This is a genomic window from Ruegeria sp. A5 (assembly GCF_056543005.1).
Map to the genome: position 1 here is coordinate 200,594 of NZ_JBQGAV010000005.1, position 18,722 is coordinate 219,315.

20 protein-coding genes are annotated in these 18,722 nt (G+C 57.6%); 5 read left to right on the forward strand and 15 right to left on the reverse strand.

Going from position 1 to position 18,722, the window contains the following annotated elements; genetic code table 11:
• Positions 1-95: 95 nt before the first annotated feature.
• From ACR0AY_RS13450 to ACR0AY_RS13480, 7 genes are all read right to left on the reverse strand, one after another.
• Complete coding sequence (locus ACR0AY_RS13450; RefSeq protein ID WP_170423743.1) at positions 96-527, reverse strand: GNAT family N-acetyltransferase; 432 nt, start codon at positions 525-527, stop codon at positions 96-98.
• Entirely contained in the window at positions 524-1,114 is a 591-nt protein-coding gene (tsaB, locus tag ACR0AY_RS13455) for a tRNA (adenosine(37)-N6)-threonylcarbamoyltransferase complex dimerization subunit type 1 TsaB (RefSeq protein ID WP_170513956.1), read from the reverse strand. Before tsaB ends, ACR0AY_RS13450 begins: the two co-directional genes overlap by 4 nt.
• Positions 1,104-1,667, reverse strand: coding sequence for a NifU family protein (locus ACR0AY_RS13460; protein ID WP_170395847.1), 564 nt, complete (start codon positions 1,665-1,667; stop codon positions 1,104-1,106). Before ACR0AY_RS13460 ends, tsaB begins: the two co-directional genes overlap by 11 nt.
• 69 nt (positions 1,668-1,736) lie before the next feature.
• A complete protein-coding gene (locus tag ACR0AY_RS13465) occupies positions 1,737-2,330 on the reverse strand; it encodes a 2-hydroxychromene-2-carboxylate isomerase (protein WP_170423747.1) in 594 nt (197 codons plus the stop codon).
• Between the two features lie 9 nt (positions 2,331-2,339).
• Complete coding sequence (locus ACR0AY_RS13470) at positions 2,340-2,795, reverse strand: universal stress protein (RefSeq protein WP_074736907.1); 456 nt, start codon at positions 2,793-2,795, stop codon at positions 2,340-2,342.
• A 73-nt stretch (positions 2,796-2,868) separates the two neighbouring features.
• On the reverse strand, positions 2,869-3,732 hold the full coding sequence (locus ACR0AY_RS13475) for a branched-chain amino acid aminotransferase (protein WP_170513959.1): 864 nt from the start codon (positions 3,730-3,732) through the stop codon (positions 2,869-2,871).
• Positions 3,733-3,791: 59 nt separating this feature from the next.
• The gene (locus tag ACR0AY_RS13480) at positions 3,792-4,253 is read right to left on the reverse strand and encodes an Lrp/AsnC family transcriptional regulator (RefSeq protein WP_170408315.1); all 462 of its coding nucleotides are present in this window, start codon (positions 4,251-4,253) and stop codon (positions 3,792-3,794) included.
• A gap of 129 nt (positions 4,254-4,382) precedes the next feature.
• Here ACR0AY_RS13480 and ACR0AY_RS13485 point away from each other — a divergent pair, with 129 nt between their 5' ends.
• Positions 4,383-5,432, forward strand: coding sequence for a Glu/Leu/Phe/Val dehydrogenase (locus tag ACR0AY_RS13485; protein WP_170513963.1), 1,050 nt, complete (start codon positions 4,383-4,385; stop codon positions 5,430-5,432).
• A gap of 67 nt (positions 5,433-5,499) precedes the next feature.
• On the opposite strand, the gene trpS is transcribed toward ACR0AY_RS13485, so the two are convergent.
• The gene (gene trpS, locus ACR0AY_RS13490; protein WP_170423755.1) at positions 5,500-6,528 is read right to left on the reverse strand and encodes a tryptophan--tRNA ligase; all 1,029 of its coding nucleotides are present in this window, start codon (positions 6,526-6,528) and stop codon (positions 5,500-5,502) included.
• Positions 6,529-6,614: 86 nt separating this feature from the next.
• Between trpS and ACR0AY_RS13495 the strand changes: the two genes are divergently transcribed.
• Positions 6,615-7,301, forward strand: coding sequence for a rhomboid family intramembrane serine protease (locus ACR0AY_RS13495; RefSeq protein WP_170513966.1), 687 nt, complete (start codon positions 6,615-6,617; stop codon positions 7,299-7,301).
• 6 nt (positions 7,302-7,307) lie between these two features.
• Here the strand turns inward: ACR0AY_RS13495 and murJ are convergent, their stop codons facing one another.
• From murJ to ACR0AY_RS13510, 3 genes are read right to left on the reverse strand one after another with little or no spacing between them, the layout of a single operon-like run.
• A complete protein-coding gene (murJ, locus tag ACR0AY_RS13500) occupies positions 7,308-8,849 on the reverse strand; it encodes a murein biosynthesis integral membrane protein MurJ (RefSeq protein ID WP_170395861.1) in 1,542 nt (513 codons plus the stop codon).
• Positions 8,846-11,665 (reverse strand): [protein-PII] uridylyltransferase, encoded by a 2,820-nt coding sequence (locus tag ACR0AY_RS13505; protein ID WP_170395863.1) that lies wholly within the window; start codon positions 11,663-11,665, stop codon positions 8,846-8,848. Before ACR0AY_RS13505 ends, murJ begins: the two co-directional genes overlap by 4 nt.
• On the reverse strand, positions 11,625-12,797 hold the full coding sequence (locus tag ACR0AY_RS13510; protein ID WP_170513006.1) for a penicillin-binding protein activator: 1,173 nt from the start codon (positions 12,795-12,797) through the stop codon (positions 11,625-11,627). The genes ACR0AY_RS13505 and ACR0AY_RS13510 overlap by 41 nt, the downstream gene beginning before the upstream one ends.
• A gap of 87 nt (positions 12,798-12,884) precedes the next feature.
• Between ACR0AY_RS13510 and rsmI the strand changes: the two genes are divergently transcribed.
• From rsmI to gshB, 3 genes are all read left to right on the forward strand, one after another.
• Complete coding sequence (gene rsmI, locus ACR0AY_RS13515; protein ID WP_170513969.1) at positions 12,885-13,742, forward strand: 16S rRNA (cytidine(1402)-2'-O)-methyltransferase; 858 nt, start codon at positions 12,885-12,887, stop codon at positions 13,740-13,742.
• 1 nt (position 13,743) lies between these two features.
• Positions 13,744-14,115 carry a YraN family protein gene (locus tag ACR0AY_RS13520; protein WP_170423764.1) on the forward strand — a complete coding sequence of 124 codons (372 nt, stop codon included), beginning with the start codon at positions 13,744-13,746 and terminating at the stop codon, positions 14,113-14,115.
• Positions 14,116-14,176: 61 nt separating this feature from the next.
• A complete protein-coding gene (gene gshB / locus ACR0AY_RS13525; RefSeq protein WP_170513972.1) occupies positions 14,177-15,109 on the forward strand; it encodes a glutathione synthase in 933 nt (310 codons plus the stop codon).
• Here the strand turns inward: gshB and ACR0AY_RS13530 are convergent.
• The 4 genes from ACR0AY_RS13530 to cobU are packed head-to-tail and all read right to left on the reverse strand — an operon-like array spanning position 15,106 to position 18,707.
• Positions 15,106-16,620, reverse strand: a complete 1,515-nt coding sequence (locus tag ACR0AY_RS13530; protein WP_170636857.1) for a YifB family Mg chelatase-like AAA ATPase — start codon at positions 16,618-16,620, stop codon at positions 15,106-15,108. The genes gshB and ACR0AY_RS13530 overlap by 4 nt on opposite strands.
• Positions 16,621-16,667: 47 nt before the next feature.
• Complete coding sequence (locus ACR0AY_RS13535) at positions 16,668-17,552, reverse strand: glutathione S-transferase (RefSeq protein ID WP_170513978.1); 885 nt, start codon at positions 17,550-17,552, stop codon at positions 16,668-16,670.
• Between the two features lie 58 nt (positions 17,553-17,610).
• The gene (locus ACR0AY_RS13540) at positions 17,611-18,189 is read right to left on the reverse strand and encodes a histidine phosphatase family protein (protein WP_170513981.1); all 579 of its coding nucleotides are present in this window, start codon (positions 18,187-18,189) and stop codon (positions 17,611-17,613) included.
• On the reverse strand, positions 18,186-18,707 hold the full coding sequence (gene cobU / locus ACR0AY_RS13545) for a bifunctional adenosylcobinamide kinase/adenosylcobinamide-phosphate guanylyltransferase (RefSeq protein ID WP_170514161.1): 522 nt from the start codon (positions 18,705-18,707) through the stop codon (positions 18,186-18,188). The genes ACR0AY_RS13540 and cobU overlap by 4 nt, the downstream gene beginning before the upstream one ends.
• Positions 18,708-18,722 lie beyond the last annotated feature (15 nt).

The window sequence follows — 18,722 nt, forward strand, 5'->3', positions numbered from 1 at the left end:
GCCCGGTACCCACTCAGAGCGAGCATACCTGTTGTGATGGCGGGAATTGAAGCTGTTTGCAACAGCTTCGGTCAACACATTTTTGACCATATGGTCTAAAAAAGCGAATATTTTTCGCTCAGGGGGCGTTCCATGACGATCGCATCGGCGTTTGGGCCACTTTTGCGATGATAATAGGCTGCGCGATTGCCGCATGGCGTGTATCCGCAGGTTTGGTACAGAGAGATCGCCGAATGGTTATCTGAGGCAACGTCCAGAAATGCACGGATTGCACCGAGTTCTCGTGCCTTGGCGTGCCAGTCTGCCATGATGCGCCGCGCCAGCCCGCGTCTTTGATAGTCTGGACGTGTCGCAATCGTGAGCAGCTCGGCCTCTTCGCCGATCACTTGAATGAGAGCGAAAGACCGTTTGTCACCAACTACATGGGTAAAGCGATTGGCGATCAGATTGCTGAATTCTTCAGCGCTCCACGGGCGTGACTGTGTGAAGGCTGCGGCGTGGGTTTCTGCCATGTCCTGTGGTGTCATTCGTCCAAAAGCACCGGTGGTACATCGCTGGAGGGAGCCGCATCTGCAGGGCGGACATAAAGCGGAGCAGGTGGCGCTTGAACTGTCGTCCAACGACCAGCAGCCACCTGGGCGATCGCACGGGCCTGCTGTTCTGGGTCCTCGCAGAAATACAAGGGACCAATATCGTCAGCGGCATGACGTAAGGTCAGGTAAGGCGCGCGCCCCTTAGGCTGCACATAAACCTGATCGCGCGGTGCAGCTATCGCCAGGAGATGCCCGTCGGGCGCAATTTCCGCAACTGCATCAAACCCCGACACCCCAACCGCCGGCACACCAAGCCCAAGCGCCAACCCGCGCGCTGCGGATACCGAGATTCGGATGCCGGTGAAATTCCCGGGGCCGATTCCGACGGCGATCGCATCAAGGTGCCGCCATGTGCAATTGTTCCGGGTCAGGATTTCTTCAAGCAAGGGCATCAACCGTTCCGCCTGCCCACGAGTCATCGCCTCGGCGTGCGATGCGATAATCTTGCCCTCTCGCAGCAAAGCGGCCGCGCAATGCGCGGCCGATGTATCGAATGCCAAAATCGTCGGTTCAGACGGCAACAGGGCGAACCTCGGTCACTTCGGGGATGTAGTGACGCAACAGGTTCTCGATCCCCATTTTCAGCGTTAGGGTCGAGGAAGGACAGCCCGCGCAGGCTCCCTGCATGTGCAGATAAACAACGCCGCGGTCGAAGCCGTGGAAGGTGATGTCACCGCCGTCCTGAGCCACAGCAGGACGCACGCGGCTATCCAGCAGATCTTTGATCTGGTTGACAATCTCTGCATCTTCGCCGGTGTGTTCAGCGTGGCCCGAGGCGGTCTCTGCGCCTGCGCCCATAACCGGTTGGCCGGACTGGTAATGCTCCATCACAGCGCCGAGAATTGCGGGCTTGATGTGATCCCACTGCACGTCATCAGATTTGGTTACCGTGACAAAATCGTTGCCGAAGAACACGCCTGTTACGCCGTTTACACCGAATATGCGTTTGGCGAGCGGAGATTTTTCTGCAGCGTCGGCGCTTGGAAAATCAGCGGTGCCTGCTTCCAGAACCGTCTGGCCGGGTAGGAATTTTAGTGTGGCCGGGTTGGGTGTGGATTCGGTTTGAATGAACATGGCGCGGCTCCGTCTAAGATGCACCTGATATGCGCGTCCGTGCGGGGGAAGTCAAGATTTGGAACCGTTCTAAATTGCGGCGGCGTAAGAAATCGCATCATCCAGACGATCATCACCCCAGAACAGCTCGTCCCCAATAACGAAACTCGGCGCACCAAAGATGTGTTTAGCCTTGGCCTGAGTAACTTGCTCGAACAAGGCAGCCTTGATCGCGGGGTCGCTTATCCGATCCATCAGATCAGTCGAAACGCCAGATTTGGTAAGGCACTCAACCAGAACCGCCGGATTCGATATATCACGACCGGAACCAAACTGCGCAGAATAGACAGTGCGTACAAAGGCTGCCCGTTGATCAGCTGGTTCGATCGCCAGCGCTAGCCTTGCTGCTTTCAAGCTGTTTTGCGGAAATGGCTCAGGCCGCCGAAAAGGTAAATCGCGCGCGGCGCAAAGCCGTTCCATGTCTCGCCACATGTACCGACCTTTTGCTGGGTAGAGGTTGAACGGCGAGTTGTTCCATCCCTGTTCAGCAAAGATCGGCCCCAGAAGGAATGGGTGCCATTCTACGGCAACTCCATATTCCGAAGCCGCCTGCTGAATACGCATCGCGCTGAGATAAGAATAGGTCGATGCGAAGTCGAACCAGAACTGCAGCTTCGCGGACATAAATTCACCTCAGGTGATGGCTTCCAGCTTCTCTTTGCTCAGATCGCCGGGCACGATAGTAATAGGAATGGGCAAGCTTCCAGAGTTCCGGGTCAGTTGTGTCACCAACGGTCCGGGGCCTTTTTTGTCAGTACCTGCACCCAGAACCAATACCCCGATCTCGGGATCGGATTGGACATGTTCAATGATTTCGGCCACCGGATCGCCTTCACGGATTGCCAATTCGGGCTCGACACCCTGTTTGTCGCGCATCCATTTGGCGAACACCTCGAAATGGGCGTGAATACGTTCACGCGCTTCTTCGCGCATCACCTCGGCAACACCGATCCAGTGGTTGAATTCGTCCGGTGGAATTACCGAAAGAACCGTAACCCCGCCGCCAGTATGTGCCGCACGCATAGCGGCAAAGCGCATGGCGTTCAGGCATTCACGGCTGTCGTCCAGAACGACTAGGAACTTGCGCATGTTTGTCCTCGTTTGTTTTCGGGATCATGCCCCACAGGGTAAGCAGTGGCAACTGAAACAGAAAAGGAGCAGATCAGCAATTGCTTGCAGCCCAATCCCAGTACATCTCGCGTGTGCGACGGGCGATTGGGCCCACCTGATACTGGGTGTCATCCAGCGCGGTGATGGGCGTCACTTTGCTCATGTTACCGCTCATGAACACTTCGTCCGCGTCGTGAAAGTCATCGAAACTCAGCACGGTTTCATGCACGGTTACCCCGTCGGCGCGCAGGTTTTTAATATGCCGCGCGCGTGTAATCCCGGCCAAGAATGTCCCATTGGGGATTGGAGTAAAAACCTCACCATCGCGCGCCATGAAGATATTTGCGGTCGCAGTCTCGGCCACATGCCCCATCGCGTCGGCCACAAGGGCGTTTGAAAAGCTCTTGCTGCGTGCCTCCTGCAACATCCGGGCATTGTTCGGATACAGGCACCCTGCCTTTGCGTTGACCACAGCGGATTCCAGAACAGGGCGGCGGAACCGAGTGGTTGTCAGCGTCGCCGAGGCGGTTTCGGGTGCCATTGGGATTTCTTCAAGACAGATGGCAAAGCCAGTGCTGTTTTCCTGAGGGACGATGGCGGTGTGATCCCCGTCGATGCCCCAATACATGGGGCGAATGTAAACGGCGGTGTCAGGTGCGTAACTCTGCAACCCTTCGTGAACCAGATCGACCATCTGTTCGGTCGTCACAGATGGTGTGAGCATAAGCGCCTCGGCCGATCGGTTTACGCGGGCGCAATGGGCATCAAGATCCGGGGTCATTCCATCGAAGAAGCGGGCTCCGTCAAACACCGATGAGCCCAGCCATGCGCCATGGTCAGCAGCACGCATGATCGGTGCGTCCCCGTCATGCCATTGGCCGTTGAAATAGGTGCGGATGTTTTTGCCGACTGCCATTGCGCCCTCCCTCAAGCTTCGGGGAAACCTAGGTTGGGGCTGACGCAAGGTCCAGCAGATTATCCGTGGTGCTGAGGCAGCGCTTCGCGTTTGACCATGGTGCGCAAAGCGAAGTTTGATCGTAGGTTTCGAATGCCCGAAATTTTCATAAGCCGGTTCTCCAGAAATGCATCAAACGCATTGAGGTCTTTGGCAACCACGCGCAGCAGAATGTCGCGTGATCCGGTCATGAGGTAGCATTCCATCACCTCGTCGCAGCGACGAATGGCCTTTTCGAAGGAATCTATGGCGTTGCGATCTTGTTTCTCCAACTCGACAGACACAAAGATTGTAACGCCGAATCCAAGCCGCTCGGGGTCGACCTGTGCGGCGTAGCCGGTGATAATCCCGTCCCGCTGCAGTCGATCCAGACGCCGTGCGCAGGGTGTCGGGGACAGCCCGACATGCTCCGCCAAATCGATGACAGTCATACGGCCATCGTTTTGAAGGGCGCGGACTATCTTGGAATCGATATCATCCATGGCGAAAAACTCCACAAAAGTTTTCAATTTTAGATGTTAGCACCAAAAATTTCCCTAATATAGTGACAAAAGGGTGAAAATCACTCGACGATAGGTGGCAAACTCTCGGAAGCATTCCGGAGGAGAAGAATGGACATCACCATCGTAGACGCGCCAGAGCACGAGCGCGTGGTCGAATTCAAAGATAACTCGCTTGGTCTATTGGGATACATCGCGATCCACTCAACGCAACGTGGCCCCGCTGCGGGTGGTGTGCGCATGCGCCCTTATGGCCACCCAGCCGAGGCCCTGGACGATGCTTTGCGACTGGCAAGGGGCATGACGTTCAAGAACGCCGCGGCAGATCTGCCGCTCGGGGGAGGCAAGGCTGTCATCATCGGGGATCCTCATGAGGATAAATCACCTGAACTTTTGCAGGCCTTTGGGCGCGTGATTCAAGGTTTGAACGGTCTGTACTGGACGGCAGAAGATATGGGTATGACGCCTGCAGATATGGCGCATATCGGATCTGAAACCGAATTTGTGGCTGGGCTGGCGGAAGGTGAGTTCGCCAGCGGTGATCCGTCTCCGATAACGGCGCGCGGGATATTCAATGCTATCCGGGTGACAGCGCAGCACCGGTTTGGATTTTCTGGCCTGAAAGGCCTGACTGTATCGGTTCAGGGGCTTGGCCATGTAGGCGAGCATTTGTGCCAGTTGTTGCACGATTCTGGTGCGCAGTTAATCGTAACTGACATCGACACCCGGCAAGCGGCCCGCGTGGCCGAACGGTTTGCGGCACGGGTCGTTGCACCCGATGCGATCTACGGCGTTGAAGCGGATATCTTTGCGCCTTGTGCGATCGGCGGCATCCTGAACGAAACGAGTATTCCATTACTGAAAGTCGGCGCTGTGGCCGGAGGGGCAAATAATCAGTTGTCCAGCGATCGGGACGCGCAGTTGCTCCACGAGCGTGGCATTCTTTACGCCCCTGACTTCGTCGCCAATGGCGGTGGTATCGTGAATGTGGCGACGGAAATCCTGCGTGTCGCAGAGCGTGAAGCTTGGGTCGCCGGCAGGTTGCAGGCGCTGGAGCAGACGATGGATCGCATCCTGACACGGGCCAAAGCCGAAGCGGTCAGCCCGCACGAAGTTGCGGAATCCATCGTGCACGAGATGCTGAGCCTGCAGGCGGCATAAGAGCCGACGGAACGAAAAACGCCGCCCGAGAAAGGGCGGCGTTCTTTTTTGGATTGCGATCGCGTGGTCAGGACTTGCCCGCGCCGACCATCCCTACAATCTCGTAGGTCTGCTGCAGAATCGGGGCCGCGATTGCACGTGCCCGTTCAGCACCTCGGGCGAGAATCTGATCAATCTCGGCCTCTTCGCCCATCAGGCGCGCCATTTCGGTTGAAATGGGTGAGAGTTTCGAGACCGCAAGTTCTGCCAACATTGGCTTGAACTCACCGAATTGCTTCCCGCCAACCTCAGCCAGCACTTGTGCGGCCGTCTGGTCGCTAAGCGCGGCATAGATATTCACCAGATTGCGCGCCTCAGGACGGTCTTCAAGGCCATCGACCTCCGATGGCAAAGCGTCCGGGTCGGTCTTGGCTTTACGGATCTTCTTGGCGATGGCGTCGGCATCATCGGTCATGTTGATCCGCGTCATATCAGACGGGTCTGACGACGACATCTTCCGGGACCCGTCACGCAGGTTCATCACACGGGGCGCAGGCCCACCGATGACCGGTTCGGTTACCGGAAAGAAATCGACGCCATAGTCATGGTTGAACTTGATTGCGATGTCGCGCGTCAGTTCCAGATGTTGCTTCTGGTCTTCACCAACAGGCACATGGGTCGCGTGATAGACCAGAATGTCTGCCGCCATCAGGGCAGGATAGGCGAACAGACCCAGCGAAGCATTCTGCGCATTCTTACCGGCCTTGTCCTTGAATTGCGTCATCCGCTGCATCCAGCCGATCCGGGCGATACAGTTGAAAATCCAGGCCAGCTGTGTGTGCTCGGGCACCTGGCTCTGATTGAACAGGATGGATTTCTCGGGATCCAGACCAGCGGCAATGAACCCCGCGCAAACTTCGCGGGTCTTTTCACGCAGACGATCCGGATCTTGCCAGACAGTAATCGCATGGAGGTCGACCATGCAGTAGACGGTCTCGTATTCCGGTCCCTGCATATCCACGAAACGTTTGAGTGCACCCAGGTAATTACCCAAGTGCAGGTTTCCTGAAGGCTGGATGCCGGAAAACACGCGCGGCGTGAATTGGGTCTCGGTCATCGAAGGAAACTCCTATCTGGAAAAATCAGCCCCCGTCGCTTACCCATGAGGCCAAGGGACGTCAACAGCCGCGAAAGGCCAGCCCAATGAGCAGTGAGCATTATACACCGCCCGTGAACCCTCTGCCGCCGGTCGTGGTGGCGCTGGTTCTGTTCATCATCGGGATTGAACTGATCTTCTTGCTTGGCAGCAGGGGCTTGGTCGGAGGGCCGACTGCTGTTGGTTGGCGCTTGGATGCGTTGCAGCATTATACGTTTTCGCCCGATATATTCGATTGGATGGTCCAGAACGGGCGCTGGCCGTTCGAACACGCGATCCGCTTTGTCACATATCCCTTTGTTCAGGCCAATTTCACACAAGCTGTGTTCGTCTGCGTGTTTGTTCTGGCGATGGGGAAGATGGTGGCTGAGGTCTTTGGCAGCGTCGCCATGCTGATCATATTCGTCTTGTCCGGTGTCGGCGGAGCGTTGGCCTATGCAGTGCTGTTGAACCCGCCATATCCACTGGTTGGTGGGTTTCCTCCGGTCTACGGGCTAATCGGTGCGTTCACGTGGTTGCTATGGCGCAAGCTTTCTCTGGTGGGTGAAAACCAATCGCGCGCATTCAGCCTGATCGCGGTTCTTATGGGCATTCAGTTGCTGTTCGGTCTGATCTTCGGTGGGACCTCGGATTGGGTCGCCGATCTGGGCGGTTTTGCCACCGGGTTTGGTTTGTCTTTCTTTCTGGCTCCGGGTGGATGGGCGCGTATCCTCAGCAAAACCCGGCGGGATTGATGCGCCTTAGCTACGGCGCAGCGCTGTTCGGAATTCCGAAATCCTGAAGGCCCCCAAGAGGTGCCCCAAAAGGAAGTAGGCCACCGCCGCAGTTACAATGAGCACGATCAGCGCAAGGTAACGCCAGCCTGGTACGCCGAACGTCCAGCCGAAGAGGTTAATGGCCGTAAACAACACCACCCCCATGCCAGCCGATGCCGCCACGACCCGCCAGATCCGCTGTTTGAACCGGTCATCAAATCGGGCTTCGTCGCCCATTCTGCGCGCGCCGATTGCAAGCAGCGCAACCATGGCCCAGCCAGCAGTCGACGCTGCGATTGCGGGCGCAATCCACCCGAAAATGGGATAAAGCCCAAAGGCAAGCCCGGCATTCACCACCATTGCAACCACAGCGTATCGAAACGGTGATTTGGTATCCTCGCGGGCGAAGAACAACGGTTGCAGCAGCTTCTGCAGCATGAATGCGGGCAGCCCGATACCATAGATGGCCACGGCCAAGGCGGTCGCCGCTGTATCTTCGGCGCTGAACTGGCCACGTTGGAACAGGACCGAGACCAACGGGCCGGGGATGATCATAAAGGCGACTGTCGAAGGCAAGGTCAGCAGCAGAGTAAACTCTCCGGCTCTTGAAAAGGCGTTGCGTGCTCCATCTTTGTCGTCTGCGCGCAGGCGGCGCGACAGGTCGGGTAACAGCACGATGCCGACGGCAATGCCAACCACTCCGAGCGGCAGTTGATACAAACGATCTGCGGCAAACAACCAACTGACTGCCTTTTCGGTTTTTGATGCCACAAGCTGTCCGACTACAAGATTGACTTGCGTTACGCCCATGGCCAACGCCGCAGGAACCGCGATCCGCACCATGCGGCGCATTTCCGGGCTGAGCTTTGGCCAACCGGGCCGAATGCGAATTCCCGCGCGTTCGGTCGCAATCCAGACAAGCGCCAATTGCGCGATGCCTGCGACTGGGATGACCGCGATGAGCCAGCGTATGATTTCTCCACCAGATATCGCGCCAAAGATTAACGCGGAGCAGGCGAATATGTTCAGCAGCACAGGAGCGGCGGCTGCAGCGGCGAAGCGCCCGGTAGCGTTCAATACTCCGGAAAACAGCGCAGCGAGGGACATAAACAGGATGTAGGGGAACACGACGTAACCATAATCCACCGCCAGATCGAAGCGTTCATCACCATAGAATCCTTCGGCGGTTATCCAAACCAACGCGGGCATGAAGACCATCGCCAGACCGACTAGCGCCAGCACCGCCACTGCCAACAGGTTAAACGCATCCTGTGCGAAACCTTCGGCGTCTTCACCGCCTTCAAGGCGTTTTGAAAACATTGGAACAAAGGCTGCGTTGAATGCGCCCTCGGCAAAGAAGCGGCGGAACATATTGGGTAGTCGGAAGGCTGCGACGAAAGCGTCCATCACCGGTCCGGGCCCGATATAAGCGGTCAGCAGGATTTCCCGCAAAAAGCCCAGAATGCGGCTTGCCAAGGTCCAGAACCCAACGGTGAAAAAGCCCGAAATCAGGCGGATCGGCTTCATGATGCAGCCCGCTCGGCACCTTCGGTGATGGCCGCACGCAGCTTGGCTTCCAACCCGCGTTGCTTGGCCTCAGAGTGGTATTTCAGGCCGAACATATCCTTGACATAGAACGTGTCGACCACCTGTTCGCCATAGGTGGCGATCACTGCGTTCGCGATATAGACATTGGCGGCTGCCATCGTGCGCGTCAAATCATATAACAGTCCGGGCCGGTCGCGGGTGTCGACTTCGATGATCGTGTAAATCTCTGAACCTTCGTTGTCGAAGGTGATATGGGTCGGGACGTTGAAGGCGCGTTCGCGCTTCTTGATCTTGTCGCGGGATTTCAATGCGTCCCGTGCGACAACCTCACCCCTGAGTGTCTTGTGAATCATCTGGGTCAGCCGAGGCAGGCGCGTGGCCTCGAAGGGATGGCCCTCGGCGTCCTGAACCCAGAACGCATCAGTTACATATCCGTCTTTCGTCGTATAGCTGCGGGCATCAACCACGTTGGCTCCTACAAGGGCAAGTGCCCCCGCTATGCGAGAAAAAATACCCGGATGATCACCCATGGCAAAACACGCGCGGGTGGCGTCGCGATCCTCATCCGGATGCAGACGGATTTCTACGGCACCCGGATCGCCGCTGTCCTCCAGCGATTTCAACATTTCCGCGAATTCGACATGTGTCGAAAGGTTCAGTCCCTGCCAATACGGATCATAATGCCGCCCGGTTTCGGTTTTCAGGTCAGATTTGGACCAGTTTTCCAATTCGGCCCGCAACCGCTTTTTCGCCCCATCTCCACGATTGGCTCGGTTAAGCGCCTCCATCCCGGATTCCAGTGCGTGTTTGGTGTCAGCATGCAAAGCGCGCAGCAATGTAGCCTTCCAGTTGTTCCAGGTCGTTGGTCCGACACCGCGGATGTCACAGACTGTCAGCACAGTCAGCAAGTCCAGCCGTTTGACGGTTGCAACAGCTTTCGCGAAATCGCGGATTGTGCGCGGGTCTGAGATGTCGCGTTTTTGCGCCATATCGGACATCAGCAAGTGATAGCGTACAAGCCATTCGACGGTTTCCGAATCCGCCTTGCTCAGCCCTAGTCGTGGCGCCACTTTGCGCGCGATTTGCGCACCCAGAATCGAATGATCTTCGGGGCGTCCTTTGCCGATGTCGTGCAGCAACAGAGCCACGTATAGAACCTTTCGGCTAACACCACCCTCCAGGATGGATGACGCCAAGGGCAGTTCCTCGATTAACTCTCCTCGCTCGATCTGCGCCAAATTGACGATGCACTGGATCGTATGCTCGTCCACCGTATAGCTGTGATACATATTGAACTGCATCATCGCCACGATGTGCTCAAACTCGGGCAAAAAGGCTGACAGAACCCCCAACTCGTTCATGCGTCGCAGGGCACGTTCGGGGTTGCCGTGTTTCAGCATTAGATCAAGAAAGATGCGCCGCGCCTCTTTGTCGTTGCGCATCTCATCGTCGATCAGGTTCAGGTTGGCCGTTACCAACCGCATTGCGTCGGGATGGATCAGCATACCCGTGCGCAAACCCTCTTCGAACAACCGTAACAGGTTGACCTTGTCTGACAGGAACGTGTCAGGGTCCGCGATATCCAGACGGCCATGGACCACGCGGTAACCGGCCTTGACGCGGGGGCGACGGCGGAAAATACGTTCCAGCAAGGCCGCGCCCTTCATGTGCGAGGCTTCCAGTTTGGTCAGGAAAATCCGTGTCAATTCGCCCACACGGGTGGCTTCGCGGAAATAGCGTTGCATGAACACCTCGACGGCGCGCCGACCGGCGCGGTCTTGATATCCCATACGATCGGCCACCTCGACCTGCAGATCGAAGGTCAGTTGTTCCGTCGCGCGGCCCGTCACCAGATGCAAATGAGACCTGACGGCCCAGAGGAATTCTTCGGCTTGCGCGAACTCGTCAAACTCTTCGGGCGTAAAGAGGCCCATAGGGACCAGTTCGGCCACGTCCGTTACGCCATAGATGTATTTTGCGATCCAGTAGAGCGATTGCAGGTCGCGTAAGCCGCCCTTGCCCTCTTTGACATTGGGTTCGACCATATAGCGTTCACCCTGCTTCAGGTGCCGCTCATCGCGCTCTTTCAGCTTGGCTTCGATAAATTCCCGCTCGGTGCCTTTGAAAAGATCGGTCTTCAGGCGCGCTTCAAGTTCTTGCGCAAGGGGCTGATCCCCGACGAGATACCGTTGTTCCAGCATGGCGGTACGGATGGTGAAATCATCGGCCCCCAGACGCAGGCAATCTTTGATCGTGCGTGAAGAGTGACCGACCTTCAGCCGCAGATCCCAGAGAATATAGAGCATGGATTCGATCACGCTCTCGGCCCAGGCGGTAATTTTGTACGGCGTCAGAAAAAGCAGATCTACATCGGATGACGGGGCCATCTCACCCCGGCCATAACCTCCCACTGCCAGCACAGCGATTTTCTCGCCTTGCGTTGGATTTGCCAGCGGATGCAGATGCTCGCTGGCGATGCGCATTGCTGTCCCGACCATCTGATCCGTCAGATAGGTATAGGAATGCGTCAGCGGCAGTGCATCAAATGGGCGCTCGGCAAAGGCGTCCGCAATCGCCTTGCGGCCTGTCTTTTGCGCCTCTCGCAGAATGCGCACCGTCTCGGCGCGCAAGGCTGCGTTGTCCGAACTGATTTCAACAGCGGCGGACAGGTTGGCATTGACCTCGGCGTTGTTAAAAATCTCGTCAGCCGCGCAGATCAGATTGACATCGGGCGCAGAGCCCTGCGCCGGTCGATTAGAATCCGGCGCCAGAGAAGCTTTGTGGGGCAGGGTCAATCACAACCACCTGTTTGTTCTGGATCGTGGCAACAGCCAGACCGCGTTCGTTCGTACCGTTCGGCCGCAGGCGGAAAATACCGCCGACACCCTGAAAACCGGCGTTCTGGGTTAATGCTGCACCTGTCAACGCGTTCGATTTGCCCTGGCTGACCAAGGCTCCGATCGCAGCGATTCCGTCATAGGCAAGCCCGCTGATCGGGTGTGGTGCCTCACCGTAGGTGTTGTTGTAACGCTGGCGATACGCCTGTGCCTTTGCCGGATCGGGAAGTGCGAACCAGCCACCTTGTACGCCAGGCAATTCCAGCGTTTGGGCTGGAATGTCCCAACGTGTCAGGCCGATATACTGAGTTGTCGCAGGAGACACACCAGCCTCGGGCAACAACTGGCTGTAAAGCGGCAGCGCGCCTGCGGTTGTCGCGGTCAGGAAAATCGAATCTGCGCCGGTCAAATCGACCGTTGCTTTAATCGCCGAAACAGAATCGATCACGCCCTGCTGAGACCGGTCATATCCAACTGTGCCCGCATTGTTGACGCGGCTGTTGCTGAGCGCGGCAGCGATGGCAGACTGGCCTAGCTGGCCCGCTGAGTCATTGCTGTGCACAATGACAGTACTGTTTTTACCCTGCTGTCCGGCGTAGTTCACCAGCCTGTTGGCCGTGTTCTGGAAAGTGGGGCCAAGCACATAGACATTGCCGCCCGCAATGCTGGTGTTGTTCGAGAAGGACAGCACGTTCACATTGTTGTTTAGCACCGCAAGTCCTGCCGCGTTTGCGGCTTGTGCGTACACTGGCCCAAGAATGATCTTGGCCCCGTCCGCTACAGCTTGCTGTGCAACCGCCGAGGCCGTTCCGGCATTGCCGGCCGTGTCGTAGACGCGCAGATCAATCTTGACGTTCGGCAAATCCGCTATAGCCAGCCGCGCTGCGTTCTCAAGGCTACGGGCAAGGGCCGCATCGCCAGACTGAGGTGATCCGCTTGGGACCAACAGGGCCACCGGAACCGGGTCAGAGGTGTCGATCGAGGGGCCTCCGCTGATGCCGCCGACTTCACAGGCGGCCAGAAAAGCGGCCGTGGCCAGTACAATGGCGGATTTCGCCAGTTTGCGTGCGGGCTTGCAAACGGTAAACATCTAAAAGAAAACTCCCTGATCCGGCGTCTGAGGGCACCTTGGTCTATTGAACCGCGATAATAAACGTCACGCTGTGAGGGTCCAGCTTTGAATTTCCAAAAGATCAGATTGGCCACTGGGCTGTACTTTATTGCCACCCCAATCGGGACGGCACGCGATATTACGCTCAGGGCGCTCGATGTTTTGGCCTCGGCAGACATGATTGCTGCCGAAGATACGCGCAGCTTGCGACGTTTGATGGAAATCCACGGCGTGCCGCTCGAAGGGCGCCGCATTTTGGCCTACCACGATCACAGCGGCGCGGGCGCGCGGGGCAAAATACTTGAGGCGCTGGAACAAGGGCAATCGGTGGCTTACGCGTCCGAGGCGGGAATGCCGCTGATCGCCGATCCCGGCTATGATTTAGGCCGCCAGGCGGCTGAAGCTGGGCACAACGTGACATGTGCACCGGGACCGTCTGCTGTTTTGACGGCGCTGACGTTGGCGGGGCTTCCCACGGATGCATTTTTCTTTGCCGGGTTCTTGCCCAATGCCTCTGGCGCACGGCGTTCACGAATCGAATCCCTGCGCAGCGTCCCCGGAACGCTTGTCTTCTATGAATCGCCGAAGCGTGTGGCTGCCTGCCTCTCTGATCTCGCGGATATTTTGGGTGGAGACCGACAGGCGGCCCTGTGCCGTGAACTCACCAAAAAGTTCGAAGAAACGCGTCGTGGCACGCTCGCTGATCTGGCAGCAGAGTACGAGGGCGCATCGGTTAAGGGCGAGGTGGTTCTGCTTGTGGATCGCGCCCATTCGCAATCTGTTAAGGACTCTGACGTAGAAGAGGCATTGATAAAAGCATTGCAAACGCATTCGGTGCGGGATGCGGCAGATTTGGTGTCAGAGATGTTCAGCCTGCCGCGCCGCCCGATCTATCAGATGGCTCTGAAGCTGGGAAAGGGATGATATGGCACAGAGATCCGTTCGGGGTTCTGTATCTTATCACGCTGGACAATCCGCCGAACTTTGCGTGGCCGCCGAATACGCGCGACGGGGTTATTCAATCGCAGGACGCAGGTGGCGCGGTGCTGGCGGTGAAATAGATCTGATCGCGCGCAACGCAGATGGGTTGGTCTTCATTGAAGTTAAGAAAAGCCGTAGTTTTGACCGTGCAGCCGCTCGGATTAGTCGCCGACAGATGGATCGAATTTGCGCATCCGCTGCCCAGTTTCTTGAACAGGAGCCTGCTGGTCAACTGACAAATACTCGGTTTGATGCGGCACTGGTTGATGACACTGGAACTGTTCAAATCATCGAAAACGCCTTTGGTTTGGACTGACCCCCATTGAACCCGTCAAGCCTCTGCGCCATGTATCGAGCGTGGAATTGAGGGATACACCATGAAGATCGCCTTTCAGATGGACCCAATCGGGGCCGTGGATATCAACGCCGACAGCTCTTTCCGTCTGGCAGAAGAGGCTCAGGTGCGCGGCCACCAGCTGTTTTTTTATGGCCCGGATCAACTGGCTTACCAGGAAGGCAAGATCACGGCGCGCGGCCATGACATGACGGTGCAACGAGTCGCTGGCAACCCGGCAGTGTTGGGCCCTGAGCGTGAAGTGGACCTTGCTGAATTTGATGTCGTCTGGCTGCGCCAAGACCCCCCGTTTGACATGCACTACATCACCTCGACCCATTTGCTTGACCGGCTAAAGGGGCAGGCCCTGGTGGTTAACGATCCGTTTTGGGTGCGAAACTATCCCGAAAAGCTGCTGGTTCTGGATTTCCCTGAACTGACTCCGCCCACCACGATTGCGCGGGATTTGCGAACCATCAAGGCGTTCAAGGAAAAGCATGGCGATATCATCCTCAAGCCGCTTTACGGCAACGGAGGTGCTGGCGTATTCCGTCTTGATGCGAATGACCGCAACCTGACGTCGCTGCATGAGCTGTTCACCGGCTTTTCTCGTGAGCCTCTGATCGCGCAGAAATTCCTGCCCGATGTGCGCAATGGCGACAAGCGGGTCATACTTGTCGATGGGGAGCCGGTGGGCGCCATCAACCGCGTTCCGGCTGAGGGCGAGACCCGCTCGAACATGCATGTGGGCGGGCGCCCCGAGAAAATCGGCCTGTCCGAGCGAGATATGGAAATCTGCGCTGCGATCGGACCGTTATTGAAGGAACGTGGTCAGATCTTTGTGGGGATCGATGTAATTGGCGACTACCTGACCGAGATCAACGTGACCTCACCCACTGGTATTCAGGAGCTTGAGCGGTTCAATGGCGTGAACATCGCCGAGAAAATCTGGCAAGCGATTGAGGCGAAACTTTAAGCTCCTGCTTTGGCGCTGATGCGAAAGCTCAGCGCCTCGGCGACATGGGGGCGGCGTACATCCGGCTCACCTTCGAGGTCGGCAATGGTGCGGGCCACGCGTAGGATGCGGTGAAAGGCGCGGGCCGACAGGCCAAAGCGTTCCGCGGCTTTCAGTAATAGTTCTTTGCCCTGGGCATCAGGGGCGGCGATTTCTTCCAGCACATTGCCTTCGACATCTGCGTTTTGACGGATATTTGGCGTGTCGCGAAAGCGATCTGCTTGTATGGCGCGCGCCGCTTCAACCCGCTCTGCGACGGTCGCAGAGCTGTCGCCGGTAGGCGGCAGGTCGAGATCGGTAAATCCGACCGGAGGGACTTCGATGCGCAAATCGAACCGGTCCATCAACGGCCCTGAGATACGCCCCAAGTAATCCTCGCCACAGACCGGTGCGCGTGAACAGGCGCGGGACGGGTCCGTCAGGTATCCGCATTTGCACGGGTTCGCGGCGGCTACCAGCATAAAGCGGCATGGGTATTTCACATGGGCGTTGGCGCGGGCGACCATTACCTCGCCGGTTTCAATAGGTTGGCGCAGGGTTTCCAAAACTGTGCGCGGAAATTCGGGAAACTCGTCCATGAACAGGACGCCGTTATGCGCCAGTGATATCTCACCGGGTTTCGCACCTTTGCCACCGCCCACGATCGCCGCCATCGAAGCGGTATGGTGCGGCTCGCGAAACGGTCTGGCGCGGCTGATGCCCCCTTCGTCCAGTAAGCCGCAAAGCGACTGGATCATCGATGTCTCTAAAGCTTCGACCGGGCTCAGAGGCGGCAAAATACCCGGCAGACGCGCCGCCAGCATGGATTTGCCGGAACCCGGTGTCCCGATCATGATCAAATGATGCCGCCCGGCTGCGGCGATTTCCAAGGCGCGTTTGGCGCGCTCTTGCCCCTTCACGTCCCGCAGGTCCCGTGCGTTGGGTGATAGTTTCACTTCGCCCGGTGTCGCAGCGGGCAGCGCAGACTGACCGGTAAAGTGCCGCACCACATCCCCCAACGAGCCCGCTCCGATCACCTGAGTGGCGTCAACCCACGCGGCTTCGGCGCTAGAGGCGCTGGGACAAAGCAAGCTGCGATCATCGGCGGCTGCTGTCATGGCAGCGGGCAGCGCGCCGACGACGGGTACCAGAGAACCATCCAAAGACAACTCGCCCAACGCGACAGCGCCCTCGGCAGCATCCGCTGGGATGATTTCCAACGCAGTCAACAAAGCGACGGCGATAGGCAGGTCGAAATGGCTGCCCTCTTTGGGCAGATCGGCAGGCGAAAGGTTAATCGTGATCCGTTTCGACGGCAGCGCGATCGCCATCGAACTTAGCGCACTACGAACACGGTCCCGTGCTTCGGAGACTGCCTTGTCCGGCAATCCCACGATGGAAAAGGCCGGAAGGCCCGGTGAGACGGCGCATTGCACCTCGACCGGGCGGGCATCGACCCCTTGAAAGGCAACGGTGTGAGCACGGGCGACCATGGCAATCCTGTCCTTGGTTAACAGGACGTTGCTGCCATGGCTGCAGTTTAAGAATCGTTAACGTCAGCAACCATCGCCGTAAATTTCGGCCACGCCTCAGGGTCAGAAACGGTCTTGTCTCGGCAAAACGGATTACAAAAGCCCCAAATCTTGCCATCGAGTTCCAGATAGTCTTGTACAGGCTTGCCGGAATAGGGGCAAGCTGTGTTGACCGAGGGGCCTGTGCTGACTGCCAATGCCCCTGAATCCCCGCCAATTGGCCAGCTGTGTGCGGGAAGGTCTTGCGGATACGGGAAGGGCTCATACGCGACCGTCATGCCCATGGCGCGCCATTGTCGAACTGCGATATCAGAGAGCAGGTGCATGCAGTATGCACGATTGACCTCGGTCACGGGCAGGCCATAGCCGACAATCCGTGCAGCGACCGGCGTGTAGAAAACATCAGCCAGAGAATAGGCACCAAACAGCGGGCCCGACGCGGCGCCAGAGACCTTCCGTGCATGGGCCCAGAGGGTTTCGATCCGCTGCAAATCAGTCATCGTTTCAGGTGAAGGTTTGAACCCTTCCCAGCAACGTTTCAACTGCATGGGGCATTGCCCCCGCAGCGCTGTGAAACCGGCAACCATTTCAGCGCAAAGCCACCGGGCTGTGGCGCGGGCGGCAGGGTCTGACGGCCAAAGCCCTGCTTCGGGGTGGCGTTCGGCCAATGTCTCTGCCATCGCGAGGCTTTCGCCGACCACGGTTCCATCTGGTAGACGCAGCGCAGGAACAAGGCGCGCCGGGCCCAGTGGTTCCATATCCGCCGCCATGGTGCCGGAATAAAGGCCAATCATGTGGGTGCGGTATGGCAGGCCGAATTTCTCAAGCATTAGCCATCCGCGCATGGACCAGCTGGAGAACAACCGGTCACCGATAAAGAGATCATATGTCATACAGCAACGATGTCGGACAGAGACGCGTCGGTAAATCAGAGATTTGTGCGCACACTTATCACGGTCGGTGATTAATCCGACCTACGGTCCAACCATCGTTATGGCGCGTGATCTCGGTGACGGACAGGTTGTCGATGCGGTGACCAAACGCGTGTTGGGCGTCCACGTCCAGAGCGCGTTGGACCTGAGTCAGGATCACTCCGAAATGGGCGACCAGGACTAGGTCACATCCGGTATGGGCCGCGATCAGGGTGTCGACGACCCTATCGACACGCGCGCGGACCTCATTCCAGCTTTCCCCGTTTGGAGGCCTGACCTCGCCCGGATTATCCCAGTAGGCAAAGCAAAGCTCGGGATCTTCCGCCTCGATCTCGGCGAAGGGGCGCATCTCCCAGTTGCCGAAATTAATTTCGCGCAGATCGCGGTGGTGCGGAAGGCGGAGTCGCGTGCCTTGAATGGCGCTGGCCGTATCGCTGGCGCGTGACAAGTCTGATGAGATTACGACGGCATTGGGAGGCAGATGCGCATCAAGCCGTGCAATCGCGGCCTTATCACTCAAGTCGGCAGGAAGGTCGGACCAGCCTACCATAGTTTTAGCATGGGTGGGGCCGTGCCGTACCAAATGCAGGCGCGTCATAGGGGTTGCCCTTTGAGAACCAGCGGCAGCCCGGCCGTAACCTGCACCACCCGATCTGCCTGCGCAGCCAGAGCGATGTTCAGCCGTCCCTGCGCCTCGCGGAATCGACGGGACAAGGCGTTGTCGGGGACGATCCCGTGGCCGACTTCGTTTGATACCACGACGATCTGGGCGGCACAGGTCTTCATCGCCTCAAGCAGTCCGGCCTGTGCTTCCTCTAGGTTATTCTCTGCCAGCAGGTGATTTGTCAGCCACATGGTTGCACAATCGATCAGGCAAATCTGATCATTTGTCAGCTTGGCGAGTTCCGGCAATAGATCAAATGGCGCTTCGATCGTCGTCCACCCGCTGCCGCGTTGTGCAATATGTTGCCTGATTTTTAGGCGCATCTCGTCATCAAACACTTGTGATGTCGCAAGGTAAACGCGGCTTTTCCCAGTTGAAACAGCAAGTTGCTCCGCAAAAGCAGATTTTCCGGATGCCGCTCCGCCCAAGATAAAGGTTAAATCGGCATGCACTTTTATTACCTTTCT

Excerpts from the sequence above, each read along its gene's own strand:
- ACR0AY_RS13540 (WP_170513981.1), bottom strand. The coding sequence starts at position 18,189 with ATGACGCGCCTGCATTTGGTACGGCACGGCCCCACCCATGCTAAAACT.
- ACR0AY_RS13495 (WP_170513966.1), top strand. The coding sequence starts at position 6,615 with ATGAGCAGTGAGCATTATACACCGCCCGTGAACCCTCTGCCGCCGGTC.
- murJ (WP_170395861.1), bottom strand. The coding sequence starts at position 8,849 with ATGAAGCCGATCCGCCTGATTTCGGGCTTTTTCACCGTTGGGTTCTGG.
- gshB (WP_170513972.1), top strand. The coding sequence starts at position 14,177 with ATGAAGATCGCCTTTCAGATGGACCCAATCGGGGCCGTGGATATCAAC.
- ACR0AY_RS13520 (WP_170423764.1), top strand. The coding sequence starts at position 13,744 with ATGGCACAGAGATCCGTTCGGGGTTCTGTATCTTATCACGCTGGACAA.
- ACR0AY_RS13450 (WP_170423743.1), bottom strand. The coding sequence starts at position 527 with ATGACACCACAGGACATGGCAGAAACCCACGCCGCAGCCTTCACACAG.
- ACR0AY_RS13470 (WP_074736907.1), bottom strand. The coding sequence starts at position 2,795 with ATGCGCAAGTTCCTAGTCGTTCTGGACGACAGCCGTGAATGCCTGAAC.
- ACR0AY_RS13465 (WP_170423747.1), bottom strand. The coding sequence starts at position 2,330 with ATGTCCGCGAAGCTGCAGTTCTGGTTCGACTTCGCATCGACCTATTCT.
- ACR0AY_RS13530 (WP_170636857.1), bottom strand. The coding sequence starts at position 16,620 with ATGGTCGCCCGTGCTCACACCGTTGCCTTTCAAGGGGTCGATGCCCGC.
- ACR0AY_RS13475 (WP_170513959.1), bottom strand. The coding sequence starts at position 3,732 with ATGGCAGTCGGCAAAAACATCCGCACCTATTTCAACGGCCAATGGCAT.
- ACR0AY_RS13485 (WP_170513963.1), top strand. The coding sequence starts at position 4,383 with ATGGACATCACCATCGTAGACGCGCCAGAGCACGAGCGCGTGGTCGAA.
- ACR0AY_RS13460 (WP_170395847.1), bottom strand. The coding sequence starts at position 1,667 with ATGTTCATTCAAACCGAATCCACACCCAACCCGGCCACACTAAAATTC.
- trpS (WP_170423755.1), bottom strand. The coding sequence starts at position 6,528 with ATGACCGAGACCCAATTCACGCCGCGCGTGTTTTCCGGCATCCAGCCT.
- ACR0AY_RS13535 (WP_170513978.1), bottom strand. The coding sequence starts at position 17,552 with ATGACATATGATCTCTTTATCGGTGACCGGTTGTTCTCCAGCTGGTCC.
- ACR0AY_RS13510 (WP_170513006.1), bottom strand. The coding sequence starts at position 12,797 with ATGTTTACCGTTTGCAAGCCCGCACGCAAACTGGCGAAATCCGCCATT.
- ACR0AY_RS13480 (WP_170408315.1), bottom strand. The coding sequence starts at position 4,253 with ATGGATGATATCGATTCCAAGATAGTCCGCGCCCTTCAAAACGATGGC.